Origin of the sequence: Paenibacillus sp. BGI2013, from assembly GCF_002843485.1 — a bacterium.
GTDB lineage: Bacteria > Bacillota > Bacilli > Paenibacillales > Paenibacillaceae > Paenibacillus > Paenibacillus amylolyticus.
Genome location: NZ_PJFA01000007.1, coordinates 90,141 through 104,128 on the forward strand (window position 1 = coordinate 90,141; position 13,988 = coordinate 104,128).

General features: G+C 45.8%; 15 protein-coding genes. 7 read left to right on the top strand and 8 right to left on the bottom strand.

Translation table 11 applies throughout. The features are described from left to right. Window positions 1-115: 115 nt before the first annotated feature. Window positions 116-457, top strand: coding sequence for a hypothetical protein (locus CXK86_RS18450; RefSeq protein ID WP_101314223.1), 342 nt, complete (start codon window positions 116-118; stop codon window positions 455-457). An 8-nt stretch (window positions 458-465) separates the two neighbouring features. On the opposite strand, the gene CXK86_RS18455 is transcribed toward CXK86_RS18450, so the two are convergent. The 3 genes from CXK86_RS18455 to CXK86_RS18465 all read right to left on the bottom strand — a co-directional run bounded on the left by CXK86_RS18455 (window position 466) and on the right by CXK86_RS18465 (window position 3,167). Next, window positions 466-921, bottom strand: a complete 456-nt coding sequence (locus CXK86_RS18455; protein WP_101314224.1) for a hypothetical protein — start codon at window positions 919-921, stop codon at window positions 466-468. 621 nt (window positions 922-1,542) lie between these two features. Next, window positions 1,543-2,592, bottom strand: a complete 1,050-nt coding sequence (locus CXK86_RS18460; protein WP_036605759.1) for a glycoside hydrolase family 53 protein — start codon at window positions 2,590-2,592, stop codon at window positions 1,543-1,545. A gap of 347 nt (window positions 2,593-2,939) precedes the next feature. Continuing rightward, entirely contained in the window at window positions 2,940-3,167 is a 228-nt protein-coding gene (locus CXK86_RS18465) for a hypothetical protein (RefSeq protein WP_017692425.1), read from the bottom strand. A gap of 248 nt (window positions 3,168-3,415) precedes the next feature. Between CXK86_RS18465 and ppk1 the strand changes: the two genes are divergently transcribed. Continuing rightward, complete coding sequence (gene ppk1 / locus CXK86_RS18470) at window positions 3,416-5,497, top strand: polyphosphate kinase 1 (protein WP_036605760.1); 2,082 nt, start codon at window positions 3,416-3,418, stop codon at window positions 5,495-5,497. Here the strand turns inward: ppk1 and CXK86_RS18475 are convergent. Both CXK86_RS18475 and CXK86_RS18480 read right to left on the bottom strand, forming a co-directional pair. Then, window positions 5,457-6,986 carry a Ppx/GppA phosphatase family protein gene (locus tag CXK86_RS18475; protein WP_047841288.1) on the bottom strand — a complete coding sequence of 510 codons (1,530 nt, stop codon included), beginning with the start codon at window positions 6,984-6,986 and terminating at the stop codon, window positions 5,457-5,459. The two genes, ppk1 and CXK86_RS18475, sit on opposite strands and share 41 nt — an antisense overlap. A gap of 26 nt (window positions 6,987-7,012) precedes the next feature. Next, window positions 7,013-7,267 carry a hypothetical protein gene (locus tag CXK86_RS18480; RefSeq protein ID WP_017692428.1) on the bottom strand — a complete coding sequence of 85 codons (255 nt, stop codon included), beginning with the start codon at window positions 7,265-7,267 and terminating at the stop codon, window positions 7,013-7,015. Window positions 7,268-7,505: 238 nt separating this feature from the next. Here CXK86_RS18480 and CXK86_RS18485 point away from each other — a divergent pair, with 238 nt between their 5' ends. Continuing rightward, window positions 7,506-8,165, top strand: a complete 660-nt coding sequence (locus tag CXK86_RS18485) for a YheC/YheD family protein (RefSeq protein WP_076253234.1) — start codon at window positions 7,506-7,508, stop codon at window positions 8,163-8,165. A 355-nt stretch (window positions 8,166-8,520) separates the two neighbouring features. After that, window positions 8,521-8,664, top strand: a complete 144-nt coding sequence (sda, locus tag CXK86_RS18490) for a sporulation histidine kinase inhibitor Sda (protein WP_017692430.1) — start codon at window positions 8,521-8,523, stop codon at window positions 8,662-8,664. Window positions 8,665-8,685: 21 nt separating this feature from the next. Here sda and CXK86_RS31875 read toward each other — a convergent pair whose 3' ends face one another. Both CXK86_RS31875 and CXK86_RS18495 read right to left on the bottom strand, forming a co-directional pair. Continuing rightward, entirely contained in the window at window positions 8,686-8,937 is a 252-nt protein-coding gene (locus CXK86_RS31875) for a hypothetical protein (RefSeq protein ID WP_074096361.1), read from the bottom strand. 76 nt (window positions 8,938-9,013) lie between these two features. Further along, a complete protein-coding gene (locus CXK86_RS18495; protein ID WP_218640802.1) occupies window positions 9,014-9,988 on the bottom strand; it encodes an NAD(P)/FAD-dependent oxidoreductase in 975 nt (324 codons plus the stop codon). Between the two features lie 654 nt (window positions 9,989-10,642). Here CXK86_RS18495 and CXK86_RS18505 point away from each other — a divergent pair. Continuing rightward, the gene (locus CXK86_RS18505) at window positions 10,643-11,836 is read left to right on the top strand and encodes an NAD(P)/FAD-dependent oxidoreductase (RefSeq protein WP_036605766.1); all 1,194 of its coding nucleotides are present in this window, start codon (window positions 10,643-10,645) and stop codon (window positions 11,834-11,836) included. Continuing rightward, window positions 11,833-12,087 carry a hypothetical protein gene (locus tag CXK86_RS18510; RefSeq protein WP_036605767.1) on the top strand — a complete coding sequence of 85 codons (255 nt, stop codon included), beginning with the start codon at window positions 11,833-11,835 and terminating at the stop codon, window positions 12,085-12,087. Before CXK86_RS18505 ends, CXK86_RS18510 begins: the two co-directional genes overlap by 4 nt. 303 nt (window positions 12,088-12,390) lie before the next feature. Here CXK86_RS18510 and hemQ read toward each other — a convergent pair whose 3' ends face one another. Then, window positions 12,391-13,137, bottom strand: coding sequence for a hydrogen peroxide-dependent heme synthase (gene hemQ / locus CXK86_RS18515; RefSeq protein WP_036605768.1), 747 nt, complete (start codon window positions 13,135-13,137; stop codon window positions 12,391-12,393). 452 nt (window positions 13,138-13,589) lie between these two features. Between hemQ and CXK86_RS18520 the strand changes: the two genes are divergently transcribed. After that, complete coding sequence (locus tag CXK86_RS18520; protein ID WP_017692435.1) at window positions 13,590-13,883, top strand: YuiB family protein; 294 nt, start codon at window positions 13,590-13,592, stop codon at window positions 13,881-13,883. Window positions 13,884-13,988: the final 105 nt, after the last annotated feature.

Consider the following 13,988-nt stretch of genomic DNA (forward strand, 5'->3'; position numbering starts at 1 on the left):
ATAGGTCGATAAAAACTAAAAAGGAAGGCTGATCAACGTTATGGTAAAATACAGGAGTAGTAATCAAAAATAGTAACCAAAAAGAGTAATCAAAAAACGAGGAGGCAACAGATATATGATGGTTAATAACCGTTACCGCAAACGTGATCCATTCTTTGTAAAGAAGGCTGTAGTTCAGATACTATTTCAGTTTGCAGTTTCAGCGATAATCGGTAGTATATATGGGTTCATGATGGTCAACGAGACGATAGGTGGATATATTAATAAACTATTACCGAGCACGGATGGTCCAGATCTTCATTTATATCTGCCCGTTGTGGTTACGGTGTTCATCTACTCGTGTTTTATTCAGAAGAAACAACGGATTTTTCTTGAAAAAATCTCATTTAGTTTTCTCCATATTTTGGTTGCCCTGCTAGGCTGTATTTCTTCAGTTGTTGTGTTATTGGTGATCTAATCCAAATCCTACGTATCTACACCTTCAGCCCCATCAACTGCATCAATGACACCGACAGCGAGTGTTGTTACCGCAGCAGCAGCTAAAAGATTCTTGGCACCGAGCTTGACTCTGTCCTTATCTTCCTCTTTCATGCCCACAACAACATCTTTACCGCTGTTATATACATACTTGGCTGATATCGCTACACCTTTTGCAGTATTGGTTACAGCACCTCCAATATCGGCAAGCCCCGCGTCTATGGCAGTATCATCTTTTCGAATTGCACCACTGGCAAGATCATAAGTTCCGCTAGCGAGTTGTCCAACGGTTTTGCCTGTATTAATTGTGGCTTTCTCTACGCCGTTCCCGATTTCTTTGATAAAGGGGCTTCCCGCGATTTCACCAACAACCCTCACGCTGCCGCCCAACACTTTTCCGGTAACTTCCCCAGCTAACTGACCGAGCCCTTTTAAAAAACTCATCCTTATGCCTCCTCTCCAATTAGAAGTTGATCCTATGTGTTATCTCAATAAACTTATTATATTCATATGTAAGCCAAAAGAACATCAGTCTCCAGCCCGAGTGGTGTACTCCTCCTCGATTGAACGCGACACGCTTTAGAAGTGCCACAAGGAGCAGCAACGTAGTGGAGGGGGTGGAATCGATTCTGAAGAAGCGGAGCGTTCGCCTGAAAGCTTTCTGCAAGAAAGCTACATCGGAAGCATAGGCTATCCCCGATTTCCCCCTATAAAGGGAATTCATAAAAATCTGGGGATAACAGCGATCATAAGAACGATCCGCCTCCGGAACGCCCACCACGCTGCCCGCAAACACACAAAAGGCGCTAATCCCACAGGAAAGCGCCTTCCGCTCTTCATTACCCTAATCCATTTGCCTACACACGGTTTTAGAAGTGTCTCAAGGAGCAGCAACGCAGTGGAGGGGGCGGAATCGATTCTGAAGAAGCGGAGCGTTCGCCTTTGTATCCTAATTTCAACTTTTGAAAGTTGTTCAAGAAATTAGGATACAACAGCGATCATAAGAACGATCCGCCACCGGAACGCCACCACTGCTCCCATCCAAACTTCTAACCTCTCCGTGTTCTAGTCAATAAATCCTTCCATGACAACAGTTGGCATCATATTCGACTGCCAAGCGCCCTTACCATATCCACTGTTATAACCTGGTGTAGCCTGAGGCTCCCAGTAGAATACACCTTTACCTTTGCCATTTGGCAGATTGCGGATTTGGTTTTTCATCGCAGCAACAAAACTTTTACCAGCTGCAGCTTGGTTATTGTCCATGCCAATTTCGGAGATGATGATCTCTTTGCCATAACGGTTGATCATGTCCTTGGCGTTGTTTACCGTATTTGTCACAGCGGTGTTCCAGCCGGAAGCTGAAGGATAGAGGGACATGGCAATCATGTCAAAGTTAGCTCCGTTATTAATCAGACCACCGATGTTCCATACATAGAGGGCGTTATCATCTCCACCTGCCAGATGCACAATGGTTTTGGTGCCGCTGCTCAGGGATTTTACTGCGTTATGGCCTGTATTCACCAGCCACGCATAGTTTTTCATGTTGGTGGATGCTTTACCATCTTCCCATAACATGCCGTTGCTTGTTTCATTACCGATCTGTACCCAGTCAGGGGTAACGCCTTTGCTTTGCATCGCCGTCATAACTTCACGAGTGTGGTTCCATACCGCATCCATGAGCTGTTGGAACGTATAGTTTTTCCAGGCAGCAGGTTTGGTTTGCTGACCAGGGTCTGCCCAAGAATCGCTATAGTGCAGAGTGAGCATTACACTCATGCCAGCATTCTTGGCACGTTGTGCGAGTGCAGCCGCACGATCCTTATTCATGTAACCGTTCCCATAATCATTCGAAGGATTAACGAATACCCGAATGCGAACGGAATTGATTTGATAGTCTTTTTTCAAAATATCAATGATGTCGCGCTGTACGCCGTTTTTATCTTTCCATTTGTAGCCTTGGGCTTCCATTCCGGGAACCCAACTGATATCGGCTCCTTTGGCGAAACTTGGTGCTGCGCTGGCATGCTGACCTGCGGGCAACATGATGGAGGTGAATAACAAAACAAAAGCCAACATGATGGATGTCTTGAAACCCCTTACATTTTTGAACATTACAAGATGCCTCCTCGGATTTAGGTTGAGTTGCATCCTAATTATAGCCATCCTGGTTTTCTCTACTAAAGGGTCCATTTCCAATATTTTGGGTGTTTTCTCAACCTCTCTACAGAAAAAGAGAAAACAAAAAGCCGTCCGAAGACGGCTTTTCTACCCGTGGCGCTTTTTGAAACATTGATCCGTATCCCGCGCCTCCACCAGACTCTTTTAATTTGAGCTAGTGGATCGGGTAAGGGACACGTTCAACATGACATTAGAAATGTTGACGCACCTCCTTTCCTTGTGGCAAGAGTATACAACACCTTGTTTCGGAAAGCTAGTCTTTTTTACGTATTTACGAAAAATTATTTTTCAGTCTGGAACATCGTGATATCTCGTGCATAATGGCTCTTGGTTCCGTCATTGTTTCGGATGCGCACACTGTCTTCACTGATCCGCTCCACAATGCCACAACCGACCTCGCAATAGACGCCAGCCGGGTCTTCCTGCCATGCGCTTACCATACATTGGGATAGTGCAGCCGTGAAAAACTCTATATTTTTTTGTAACGTTCTAGGTTTGTTGGATTTCATTATATACTCCTTTAATCAACTATATTTGGAATGAGAACAAGCAACCGGACCAAATCACACTGTACTTCACTTTACTCTGTCTATTGACCTTTGTAAAGGGATGGAAAAAGTTGCGGCCATGAGGTATCATTTACATAAATTTTACGTAGCGTTTACACTGCGCTGACGCTTGATGTTGATTACGAATAGTACAATTATATGAGAACTTCTAACCAAGAATAGATATGCAACACATTCGGAGGCCATACATGCATAGAGACGTCAAAACAGGCAACTACGTTAATCGTGATTTGAGTTGGGTTGAATTTAATCGGCGCGTACTTCAGGAGGCCCAGGATCCAACAACGCCTCTGCTGGAACGCATGAGATTTCTCGGCATTGTCGCTAGTAATCTGGACGAGTTCGTCAGTGTAAGGGTGGCGGAGACAAAAGAGAAGATCAAGGCCGGATTCACGCAAAAAGATTTTACAGGATACACGCCATCGGGATTGTACCGCAGATTGATCAAACGAACCGGGACCATGGTCGCCGAACAGTATAAAACGTATCGTGAACTCATTCGTCTACTCGCCAAGAAAGGCGTGAACATTCAGGAATATACAGATCTTAATGTGACACAGCAGCGCGCAATGGACCAGTACTTTCATGAAATTATTTTTCCGGTACTCACACCGATGGCGATTGACCAGAGTCGTCCGTTCCCACTGGTACACAACAAGTCTGTCTATCTGTCCGTGATGTTACAGAAGGAAGGGGAGCAAGAGGGAGAGCCGTTTATGGCTATTGTTCAGGTACCTTCCAATCTGCCGCGGGTAGTTCAGGCTCCCATTCGGGCGAATAGCAAAAAGAAAACATTCATACTGATTGAAGATCTTATCAAACATCATATCCATACGCTCTTCAGCGGATATATCTCGCTTGCTGCACAGGAATTCCGAGTGACCCGTAATGCGGATCTGTTCATTAATGAAGAAGAAGCGGAAGATCTGCTTGAGGCTATTGAAAAAGAATTGCGCCGCAGACGCCGCGGGGCTCCTGTACGACTGGAAGTGTGCAAGGATTTTCGTCCGGATGCCTTATTGGAATTGCAGGATGAATTTGATATTCAGGACCCGGTATATGAAATTGATGGACCACTTGATCTGAGTTTTCTGGCGGGATTCGTAGACAGTCTGGAAAGTTTCTCACATCTGAAATACAGTCCGGTGAAGCCAGTCTACCCACTTGAGTTTCTGCCAAGAGAAAGTCATTTTGAGCTACTGCGCAAACGCGATGTACTGGTGCATCATCCGTACGAATCGTTTGAACCAGTCACTGATTTTATATTGGAGGCTTCGGAAGATCCAAGAGTTCTGGCCATCAAGATGACCTTATATCGGGTCAATGGCGATTCACGCCTTATTCCGGCACTTGCACTTGCCGCTGAGAGTGGTAAGCAGGTCACGGTGGTGGTGGAACTGAAAGCCCGGTTTGATGAAGAGCGCAACATTGCTTGGGCGCGTAAGCTGGAGAAAGCCGGTTGTCACGTGGTATATGGACTGGTTGGACTGAAGACCCATGCCAAAATCATTCTTGTTGTACGCAGGGAACAGCAGGGGCTGAGACGTTATGTTCATGTAGGAACCGGTAACTATAATGAGAGTACAGCCAAAGTTTATACGGACGTGGGACTGTTCACCTCTAATCCAATTATTGGGGAAGATGCATCCGAATTGTTCAATGAGATTACCGGATACTCCGGTCCGAAGGCATTGCAGGCGTTCCGTGTAGCTCCGGATGGTATGAAGGATGAGTTGTTTGCACTGATTCGTAGAGAAACAGAGCACGCGCTGAAAGGCAAACCTTCCAGAATCATTGCCAAGATCAACTCCTTATCCCATCAGGAAATGATTGATGAATTGTACGAGGCTTCTCAAGCCGGCGTGCAGATCGATCTGATTGTACGTGGGGTATGTTGTCTGCGTCCGGGGGTAGAGGGGCTCAGTGAGAATATTCGGGTCATTAGCATTGTGGATCGTTTTCTGGAGCATTCACGGTTGTTTTATTTTGAAAATAGCGGCAACCCGGATGTATTCATCTCCAGTGCAGACTGGATGACACGTAATCTGAATCGAAGAATTGAACTCATGTGTCCCGTATTTGATCCAGAGCTGAAAAAGATGCTGGTCGATATTCTTAATCTGTCCCTTATGGATAATGTCAAAGCGAGACAACTTATGCCTGGTGGCAATTATGTATTTGTAGAAAATGAAAAGCCCCCGCTGAGAAGTCAGACGGAGGCCATGGGTATTATCCCTTGGAAGCCTGCTGAATGGAGTGCGTTAACGTAACTCCCCAGGCTTCCTTCAGATCCTTGACGGCCTCTTCCAGGCCATCAAGTTCCAGTAACGGCTCAGCTGTACAGGTGAATTGCACCTGCAGCGAGTCGTTTTCTTTTGTTGCTTTGATCGCAGCGATGCTCTCGGATCGATTGATGGCTTCAGCTACGCGCAGCAGAGAGCCTAAACGATGAGCATGCCGCTCATCCGAGTTTTTCAGAATGTCCCGGTGCTTATTCAGCAGTTGGGGCGTTCTTTTTTTGGGATGATAATCAGCTGCACTGGCACTTAGAATGGTCTCCCGATGAGAAAGTCCATAAATGCTTGAATTCATGATCCAATAGGCCGAGTGCTGTGTATAACGGAAATAGTTAATCTGTTTACCTGCCATGTGCAACATGGAGGATGCATACAGGATTCGGGCATCTGCTTGATCAGGAGGGGTACCTTGTAATGCTGTATACAGGGTAACCATATCCTGATGAATCCGTTGCAGACGTTTCTCTGGAATAGGTGGACCAAAATGGATAAAGTTGCGGATACTGTCCTTCAGCGCGTCTGGAACGACCGGCTGCCCTCCAGCCATGTAATCACGCAACAACCCGTCTCGTAGACCCGCGCCACTAACCACATAACGATCTCCCTGTATTATCTGGAAGACAGTTCGTAGGATCAGTACGCCGGGCACAATGATGTCAGCGCGATCTTTGGCGAGCCCAGGTACCTTTTTGCGCTGTGCCGAGGTGAGATGTGGTAAGGAGCGAGCGATGTTCTCCATCGCTTCCTCACTGATCTCATAATGATGGCTGACAGGCAAAGAATACTGGGTACGCTTCTGTTCCACTTTGGCGAGTGTACGCATTGTGCCGCCAAGTCCGATGAGTGGCAGACCAGGATGCTCACGAATCCAATCCTGTCCGCGGAGAGCCTCAGTGACTTCGTTGCATAATGCATTTGCATTTTCCTCGGTCCACTGATCTTCGCCCCCGTAACGGGCATGTGAATTCACTGCACCAATAGGGAGGGAGATGCTATGTAACCTTTTCCGATCCCGAAAGACCGTGATCTCTGTGCTGCCGCCTCCAATATCCACGACGTAACCGTCTGCCAGATCAATGGATTGAGTGACACCAAGGAACCCATAATAGGCCTCCCGATCTCCCGATACACATTCAATGGTAAGCCCCGTCTCTGTCTCCAGCCATTCGATAATCTCCAGGACATTGCTTGCATTACGAATAGCTGCGGTAGCTGCTGCGCGAATCAGTTTGGTCTGGTACGCTTCACAGGTCGCTTTGAATTGACTCAAGATGGTGATGGCTTTATCCAGAGAATGGCGCAGAATGGTTCCATCGGACTCAACAACGCTGCTTAGACGAGCGGCGTATTTGTCTTCATGAATGATGCGATAGGCTTCGTCCTGGTCCAGTTCATAGATAACTAGACGAATGGAGTTCGAGCCGATATCAATAATTCCTAAGGTTTCATTAGTACGTGTCATAAGCATCTCCTTCTACAGAGGTTCAACTACCCGAAGTGAAGAAGGGCAGCCATGGCTTCCGGTGAACCCGGCGGTGTGGCAGAGAAGGGCGTAGTTAACATAACAACAATGATAAAGACGATGAAACAGGCAAATATAAGACAACTCACGGCAAAGCCGCGATTACGCTTTTGCATAAACAGTCGAATACCTGTGACAAAGAGAAGTACCGTAACAGCTACCAGAACGATCGACATTGCAAAATAGGCTACGCCATAAAGTGATTTGAAAAATGCTTCCATTTGTTCTTAACGCTCCTTAGATCCTCATATTTAAGCCCTTCCAAGCCATTCCTTAGTAGCATACGACAGATTGACTTGTTTGAAAAGTAAACCGGGCGCTTGTTCCCGTTTCCGCCATCACCCCTGGGACAGGTTACATGGAAAAGGGGCCTTTGCCGTGGACAGACATCCAAGAAAGCAAGGCTTCTGTTGAGTATGTATAAGGAAGGACTATTGTTTCAAGGAAGGAGATCAACCCATGTCGAGACAACTTGCAAGCAAATGGCGGAAGACAGCGGCTCTGATGAAATACCCGGTAGCTGCTGTCCATATCCCACAGACCAAGGCATTCAACTCGGGTAATCTGCTGCAAATGCTCAGTCGTTATGGAATGGTGTATGTCAAACCTATTGTAGGAGGCGGAGGTTACGGTGTCATCCGGGTATCGGCCAGCGGTGGGGCTTATCGATACACCCATATGAAAACGACCCGTTCTTTCGCCAGTTTCAGCCAGATGTATCGCTCTCTGGTGCGTGTAAAGGCTAGACGCAAGTACTTGATCCAGCAAGGCATTCATCTGGCAACAATTCAAGGGAGACCTGTTGATTACAGAGTCAAAGTTGTCAAAACCCAACGAGGCTGGGTATTCCGTTCATTAGTAGGACGACTCGCTCGTCCCGGACTCTGTGTGACAAATCTGAGCAAGGGTGGCACCATGTTATCAGGAAGGCGAGCTCTTGGTTTATCCCTGCCGCATATATCCGGTCGGCACAAACGCCGGGAGATGCGTTCCCTTACGCTGACATGTACGTACATTATGGAAAGTCAGTTCCCTGGTGTAGGTCAGCTTGGATTTGATTATGGACTGGATTATTCAGGCAAGATCTGGATTCTGGAAGTGAATACCAGACCCCAATAGAAAATGAATGGGAAAACTCAAGAAAATTCAAGAAAAACCGATAATATATAAAAGAAAACGGTATGAAAACCGTTTGAAATTTTACATTACCGGGTAATTTACTCGCAACAAGTCTTGAAACTATGAATTTATTCCAAAAAAAATACGCTGATAAACGTTCTGACAGTAGTACAAACTCCCTGTGCATAAATATTGTCCACACTATACACGTTGATTACTCTATATTTTTTCCATTTATCAACAAACTATGCACAGGATTTCCACATATCGTTGTGGATAACAAGAACGCTTGTTCTCTATATGAATCTCTGATATGATAGTTTTGAGGAAAAAAAAGGAAAGGTTGTGGCGGGAAATGGCTATGTTATCCGATGAGATGTTGTTGGATTCCTACCATAAAGCGATTGAGTTGAATCTCGAACGAGATTTCATCGCACTGCTGTTGGCAGAAATCCATAAGCGCAAACTGGGTACCGACGTATCTGCCATTCTTCACTAGAGATCCTCATTGCAGGCAATGTTACAGGTTTCCGGACAAGTCCCATAGTGAGACTGGCCATGGCGTGCTCGTCTGACAATGGTGACAGTACATCACATGATTGCAAACGTTTTCGACTTCGTCTGCCGTGTCAGAGGAAGGTTGGAATACGTAGGGGCTGTATGGTCCGGTGTAATCATCCAATTTGCCGCATTCTAACAGTCCCTGAAGGCAGTGGGGGCAAGCCTGCTCCGGTACAACCAGACCGTTACACAGCGGGCATATATAAGACAAGGGTATCCCTCCTGATATGGATTCACTCAGGAGTAAGATACCCTTTTTTGTATCAATATATGTTATTTCAGCAAAACTAGCGTTTCATGTTACTGCTGTGTCCTGGGGACAACTTGGCATCCGGATCGAAGTATACCTTCGCATTGTTGACGGCTGTTGGAGCTTCGCCGAATCCGACAGCGATCAGCTTCAGTTTACCCGGATATGTTGTGATATCTCCGGCAGCAAAGATTCCTGGAATAGATGTTTCCATGCGGGAATCAACAACGATGGAGTTACTGTCAATTTCGATACCCCACTCGGCAATCGGTCCGAGAGAAGAGACAAATCCGAAGTTAACGATCACGTCATCTACTTCGATTTCCTGAGTTTCTTTGGTTTTCACATGGGAAAGGGTTACCTTGGTAATCGTGTCATCCCCATGAAGTTCCGTGATTTCGGTCGGTGTAACGACATTCACCTTGGAATTCATCAGGTTTTCGACACTGTGCTCATGTGCACGGAACTTGTCCCGGCGATGGATCAGTGTCACTTGCTCAGCGATAGGCTCCAGCATAAGTGCCCAGTCTACTGCGGAGTCACCGCCACCACTGATCAGTACCTTTTTGCCAGCGAAGGCATTCAGATCACTGATGAAGTAGTGCAGGTTGCTCTTCTCGAACTTGGTAGCACCTTCAAGCTCCAGGCGACGTGGTTCGAATGCACCTACACCAGCTGTAATAATGACGGCTTTGGCATGATATTCATTCTCATCCGTCTTCACGACGAAATGTTGCTCATCCTTTTTCTCCACCGATACAACCTTTTCTTCAAGCCGGATGTTCGGGTTAAAATGATTCATTTGCTCAACCAGGTTATTCACCAGTTCCTGAGCTGTTACTTTCGGGAATCCGGCTACATCATAGATGTATTTCTCCGGGTAAAGAGCGGCAAGTTGTCCCCCGAGCTGTGGCATACTTTCAACCAGTGTAACGGATGCCTGACGCATCCCACCATAAAACGCGGCGAACAGACCCGCAGGGCCTCCACCGATAATAAGTAAATCAGTCATATCATGACTGGAATTTTGTGCAGTCAAGAATCAACAACACCTTTCATATTTTAATAGGTAGTTAACAGAAAGAATGTGCAGGCTACGTATCATAACCGGCATGGGTGCTGAACTGTCTTTCCTATTATAAACGGTGTATTCAGGGTTGCAAAGTTAGCGGCGTCACGAAACTGGGAACAATTGATGAAGATCAGATGAGAATAGGATGAAATTGGAAATGAAAGGTTATGAAAAATAACAAAAAAAACCTTGATCTTTACTAGAAATACAGATATCCTTGACCTGTACTATGTGTTTTTTTGTCTAATTTAGAGTCAATATGTAATATGAAGACAGATCCCGTGTTTTGTAGAATCTTGTGGTTAATTTCACAACTTGAAACGATAACTTGCGTGCAAACGTATCAATTTCATAAACCCTTTAGTTGCTTCAATCAAGTCTAGATATAGATCAAAACGGTTCGATACGTCGATATCTAGTTTCATAAAATCCATTTTTAGTGAGTTATGAAATTGATGCAAACGTTTAAATAAATTCGCGAAGTTAACATTTGTCGTCATAATGGGCAAGACCTCATCAATATTTGTAAGTATGTGCATTTTGCATCTCACCCAAGATCGGGCTGATGCAAGTGAAACCGGAAGGGGTATAGACATGAGCAGTATTCCCAAAATCGTCATCCTCGGCGCGGGCTATGGCGGGATTCTGACAGCCCAGCGGCTGCAGAAGGAATTGAACTATAACGAGGCCGACGTCACACTGGTGAATCGGCATGATTATCATTATATTACTACACATCTACATATGCCGGCAGCCGGCACGGATACCATTGAGCATGCAAGAGTGCCCATTTCCAAGCTGATTGATGAGTTCAAGATTGATCTGGTCAAGTCTTCCGTGAAGGAGATTCGTCTGCAGGATCGGAAGATTATTCTGGAGGACGGCACGTTATCCTATGATTATCTGATTATTGGACTAGGCGGTGAGCCTGAGACCTTCGGTATTCCGGGGATGCTCGATCACGCCATGACAATCCGCAGCATTAACTCGGTCAGACTGATTCGAGAACACATCGAATATCAATTTGCGATGTACAAAAACGATAACAAACGAAATCGTATTCGGTTTGTCGTAGGTGGAGCGGGTTTCAGTGGTGTTGAATTCGTAGCTGAACTTGCAGATCGTATTCCACAGCTGTGCAAGGAGTTCGACGTGAATCCGAAACATGTGCATATCTATAATGTAGAGGCAGCGCCTTCGGCCTTGCCTGGATTTGACCCGGAACTGGTAGAACATGCGATGAATGTGCTCAAGAAAAAGGGCGTTACTTTCAAAATTGGTGTTCCAATCAAGCAATGTCTCCCGGACGGGGTTATTGTGGGTGAGGGTGAAAAGCTCGATGCGGCTACAGTCGTATGGACCGGCGGTATTCGTGGTAACTCACTGCTTGAACAGGCAGGTCTTGAAGTGATGCGAGGACGTGTGAAAGTAGACGACTACTTGCGTGCTCCAGGGCATGAGCATGTCTATGTCATTGGTGATAATTCACTTGTGTTCAATGCTGAAGGACGGCCTTATCCGCCAACAGCCCAGATTGCGATGCAGCAGGGTGTGAACTGCGCCAAGAACGTTGTGGCATCCATTCGCAAGAAACAGCCACAACCTTTTGTATTTACGAGCAAAGGCACGGTTGCATCACTGGGTAAAGGTGAAGCTATTGCCGTTGTGGGCGGCAAGAAATACAAGGGCTGGAAAGCGGCTCAGTTGAAGAAGCTGGTCGATCTGCGTTATCTGTTCATCATTGGTGGTATTCCGCTAGTCCTGAAGAAAGGGCGGTTTTTTGGATGAGACATTGCAGTGTTCAGGTCCGGGGGCTATTAACACGTGAAGAGCTGGATCGTTACAACGCCCTGATGCAGGTCGGTGGTTATCTGGAGGAACAGGATCAATATGATCTGGCCTACATCGTGCAGAAAGAAGTGGATATTCTCATTATGCCTGCGATTGAGCGGCTTAAAGAGAAGGGTCGTGACCGTGACCGGGCCACAGCCGAATTCCTCGAATCGCTGAAAGCGGTAGATGATGAGGACGAGGATTAGAGACGATATAAGTTGAACTAAAGATGTTTACACATACACTTCAATGACAGAATAACCTTCCAATCGCTGTTATCCCCAGATTTTTTTGATTCCCTTTTGTTAAAGGGAAAATCCGGTGATAAAGGCGAACGCTTCGCTTTTTCAGGTTTTTTCTGTCCTTTCCGTTTTTGTGTAAATAAATAGTTCAAACAATATAGATCTAAATCAAGCTTGAGGTAGTAGAATATAGATAGATAATAAAGCACCGCAGACAGTATCCTTTACAGGAGATGTCGCGGTGCTTTATTGTGCTTTGTACTATTTTTACAGCTTAAGCATGTCTTCCAGTGTTCCTTCGTTCAACAGACTTCCCACATAGAACGAACCGAATTCGCCATAACGGGCGCTAACTTCATCGAAACGCATCTCATAGACAAGTTTCTTGAACTGAAGTGCGTCATCCGCAAATAGCGTAACGCCCCATTCCCAATCGTCGAAACCGACAGAGCCGGTAATGATCTGTTTTACTTTACCCGCATAGCTGCGGCCAATCATGCCGTGACTGCGCATCATGGTGCGACGCTCGTCCATGGACAGCATGTACCAGTTGTCATTCAGCTCACGTTTTTTGTTCATTGGATAGAAGCAGATGTATTGTCGTTGTGGCAGAACAGGTTTCAGACGGGCGATAATATCCGGATTCTGCATCGGGTCTTCGCCTTCTTTGCCAAGATAGTTGCTCAGTTCCACTACACTGACGTATGAATACGATTTGGTTGTGTATTGGGCAAACATCGTTTTGTTAAACGCGTTCTCAACAGCCTTCAGATCCTCCAGCGTTTCACGCAGGTGCATCATGACGAGGTCTGCTTTTTGACCTACAACCGTATACACAACGGTACTTCCTTTGGATGAATCCTCGACTTCTTTCCATTCTTTCCAGAATTCCTGAAGCTCGTCCAGTGCTACAGCGCGTTCTTCATCATCTGCTGCTTTCCAGGCGGCCCAGTTAATCGAGCGAAAATCATGCAGGGCATACCAGCCCTCCAGTGTTGATGCGGCTTCGTTCATTGGTTGTGTTCCTCCTGCAAGGTATATTTCCAAATCCCTATAAGAGGTTGTTCAAAAAGTCCGCTTTTGATTACGAATCATGCCTGGTGGCATCTTCAGCGTCGAATATGGCATTCAGCCGAAATAAGTGGGAGGCTTACGAAGTATGTTTCCTTAGGAAACATTGTAGCTGCTCACGTAGCTCTATCTACGCTCCGCTACTCCATTTCTAAACTTCATTCCATCTTCTCGGTACTGAAAACCAGTCTTTTTGAACACGCACTATAAGGGACGGGTGATTGCTTTATCGTTTACATTGTATCCCAACATGAAGCAGAAGGGCAAATGAACAGAGTATAAATATAGGGAAATTTGTCCAGAAAGTTCGTTGCTTCGCCACATTTTTTGCGGTACACTAACTACTATCCAGAAGTGAAACCTGAATGTGTGAAAGAAGAGGTGAATGTCGCCCGATGCAATTTATACCTGTGTTGGTATTGATGGTATTATTTTTCGTTATGATGTTTGGTATCGGTTTCATTCTGAACATGCTGATGAAGACAACCTGGTTTCCTTCCTATCTGTTCATCATTGTGATTTTGCCTGTCGTCGTGTACTCTCTATGGGATCATTCGTCATCTCTGATGTCACATCTGGGTTCTTTCCAGCTTGTAGACTATATGACGGGCATCGCTGGACTGGCTGGTGCGGTAATCAGTGGCTGGACGATCCAGAAGTTGCGACTGGGTGGGTACAGAATGTTTTAGATTGTTGGAAAGAGGTAACACATGCCACTGTAATCGCGTGAAAGTCTTGTCTTTGTCGTAAACGCTTACGAGTACAAAGGGAAGGCTTTTTTGCTATTCATTTAT

Bases quoted from the DNA above. Each gene is read 5' to 3' on its own strand.
- CXK86_RS18450 (WP_101314223.1), top strand. From the start codon at position 116: ATGATGGTTAATAACCGTTACCGCAAACGTGATCCATTCTTTGTAAAG.
- CXK86_RS18455 (WP_101314224.1), bottom strand. From the start codon at position 921: ATGAGTTTTTTAAAAGGGCTCGGTCAGTTAGCTGGGGAAGTTACCGGA.
- CXK86_RS18460 (WP_036605759.1), bottom strand. From the start codon at position 2,592: ATGTTCAAAAATGTAAGGGGTTTCAAGACATCCATCATGTTGGCTTTT.
- CXK86_RS18465 (WP_017692425.1), bottom strand. From the start codon at position 3,167: ATGAAATCCAACAAACCTAGAACGTTACAAAAAAATATAGAGTTTTTC.
- ppk1 (WP_036605760.1), top strand. From the start codon at position 3,416: ATGCATAGAGACGTCAAAACAGGCAACTACGTTAATCGTGATTTGAGT.
- CXK86_RS18475 (WP_047841288.1), bottom strand. From the start codon at position 6,986: ATGACACGTACTAATGAAACCTTAGGAATTATTGATATCGGCTCGAAC.
- CXK86_RS18480 (WP_017692428.1), bottom strand. From the start codon at position 7,267: ATGGAAGCATTTTTCAAATCACTTTATGGCGTAGCCTATTTTGCAATG.
- CXK86_RS18485 (WP_076253234.1), top strand. From the start codon at position 7,506: ATGTCGAGACAACTTGCAAGCAAATGGCGGAAGACAGCGGCTCTGATG.
- sda (WP_017692430.1), top strand. From the start codon at position 8,521: ATGGCTATGTTATCCGATGAGATGTTGTTGGATTCCTACCATAAAGCG.
- CXK86_RS18495 (WP_218640802.1), bottom strand. From the start codon at position 9,988: ATGACTGATTTACTTATTATCGGTGGAGGCCCTGCGGGTCTGTTCGCC.
- CXK86_RS18505 (WP_036605766.1), top strand. From the start codon at position 10,643: ATGAGCAGTATTCCCAAAATCGTCATCCTCGGCGCGGGCTATGGCGGG.
- CXK86_RS18510 (WP_036605767.1), top strand. From the start codon at position 11,833: ATGAGACATTGCAGTGTTCAGGTCCGGGGGCTATTAACACGTGAAGAG.
- hemQ (WP_036605768.1), bottom strand. From the start codon at position 13,137: ATGAACGAAGCCGCATCAACACTGGAGGGCTGGTATGCCCTGCATGAT.
- CXK86_RS18520 (WP_017692435.1), top strand. From the start codon at position 13,590: ATGCAATTTATACCTGTGTTGGTATTGATGGTATTATTTTTCGTTATG.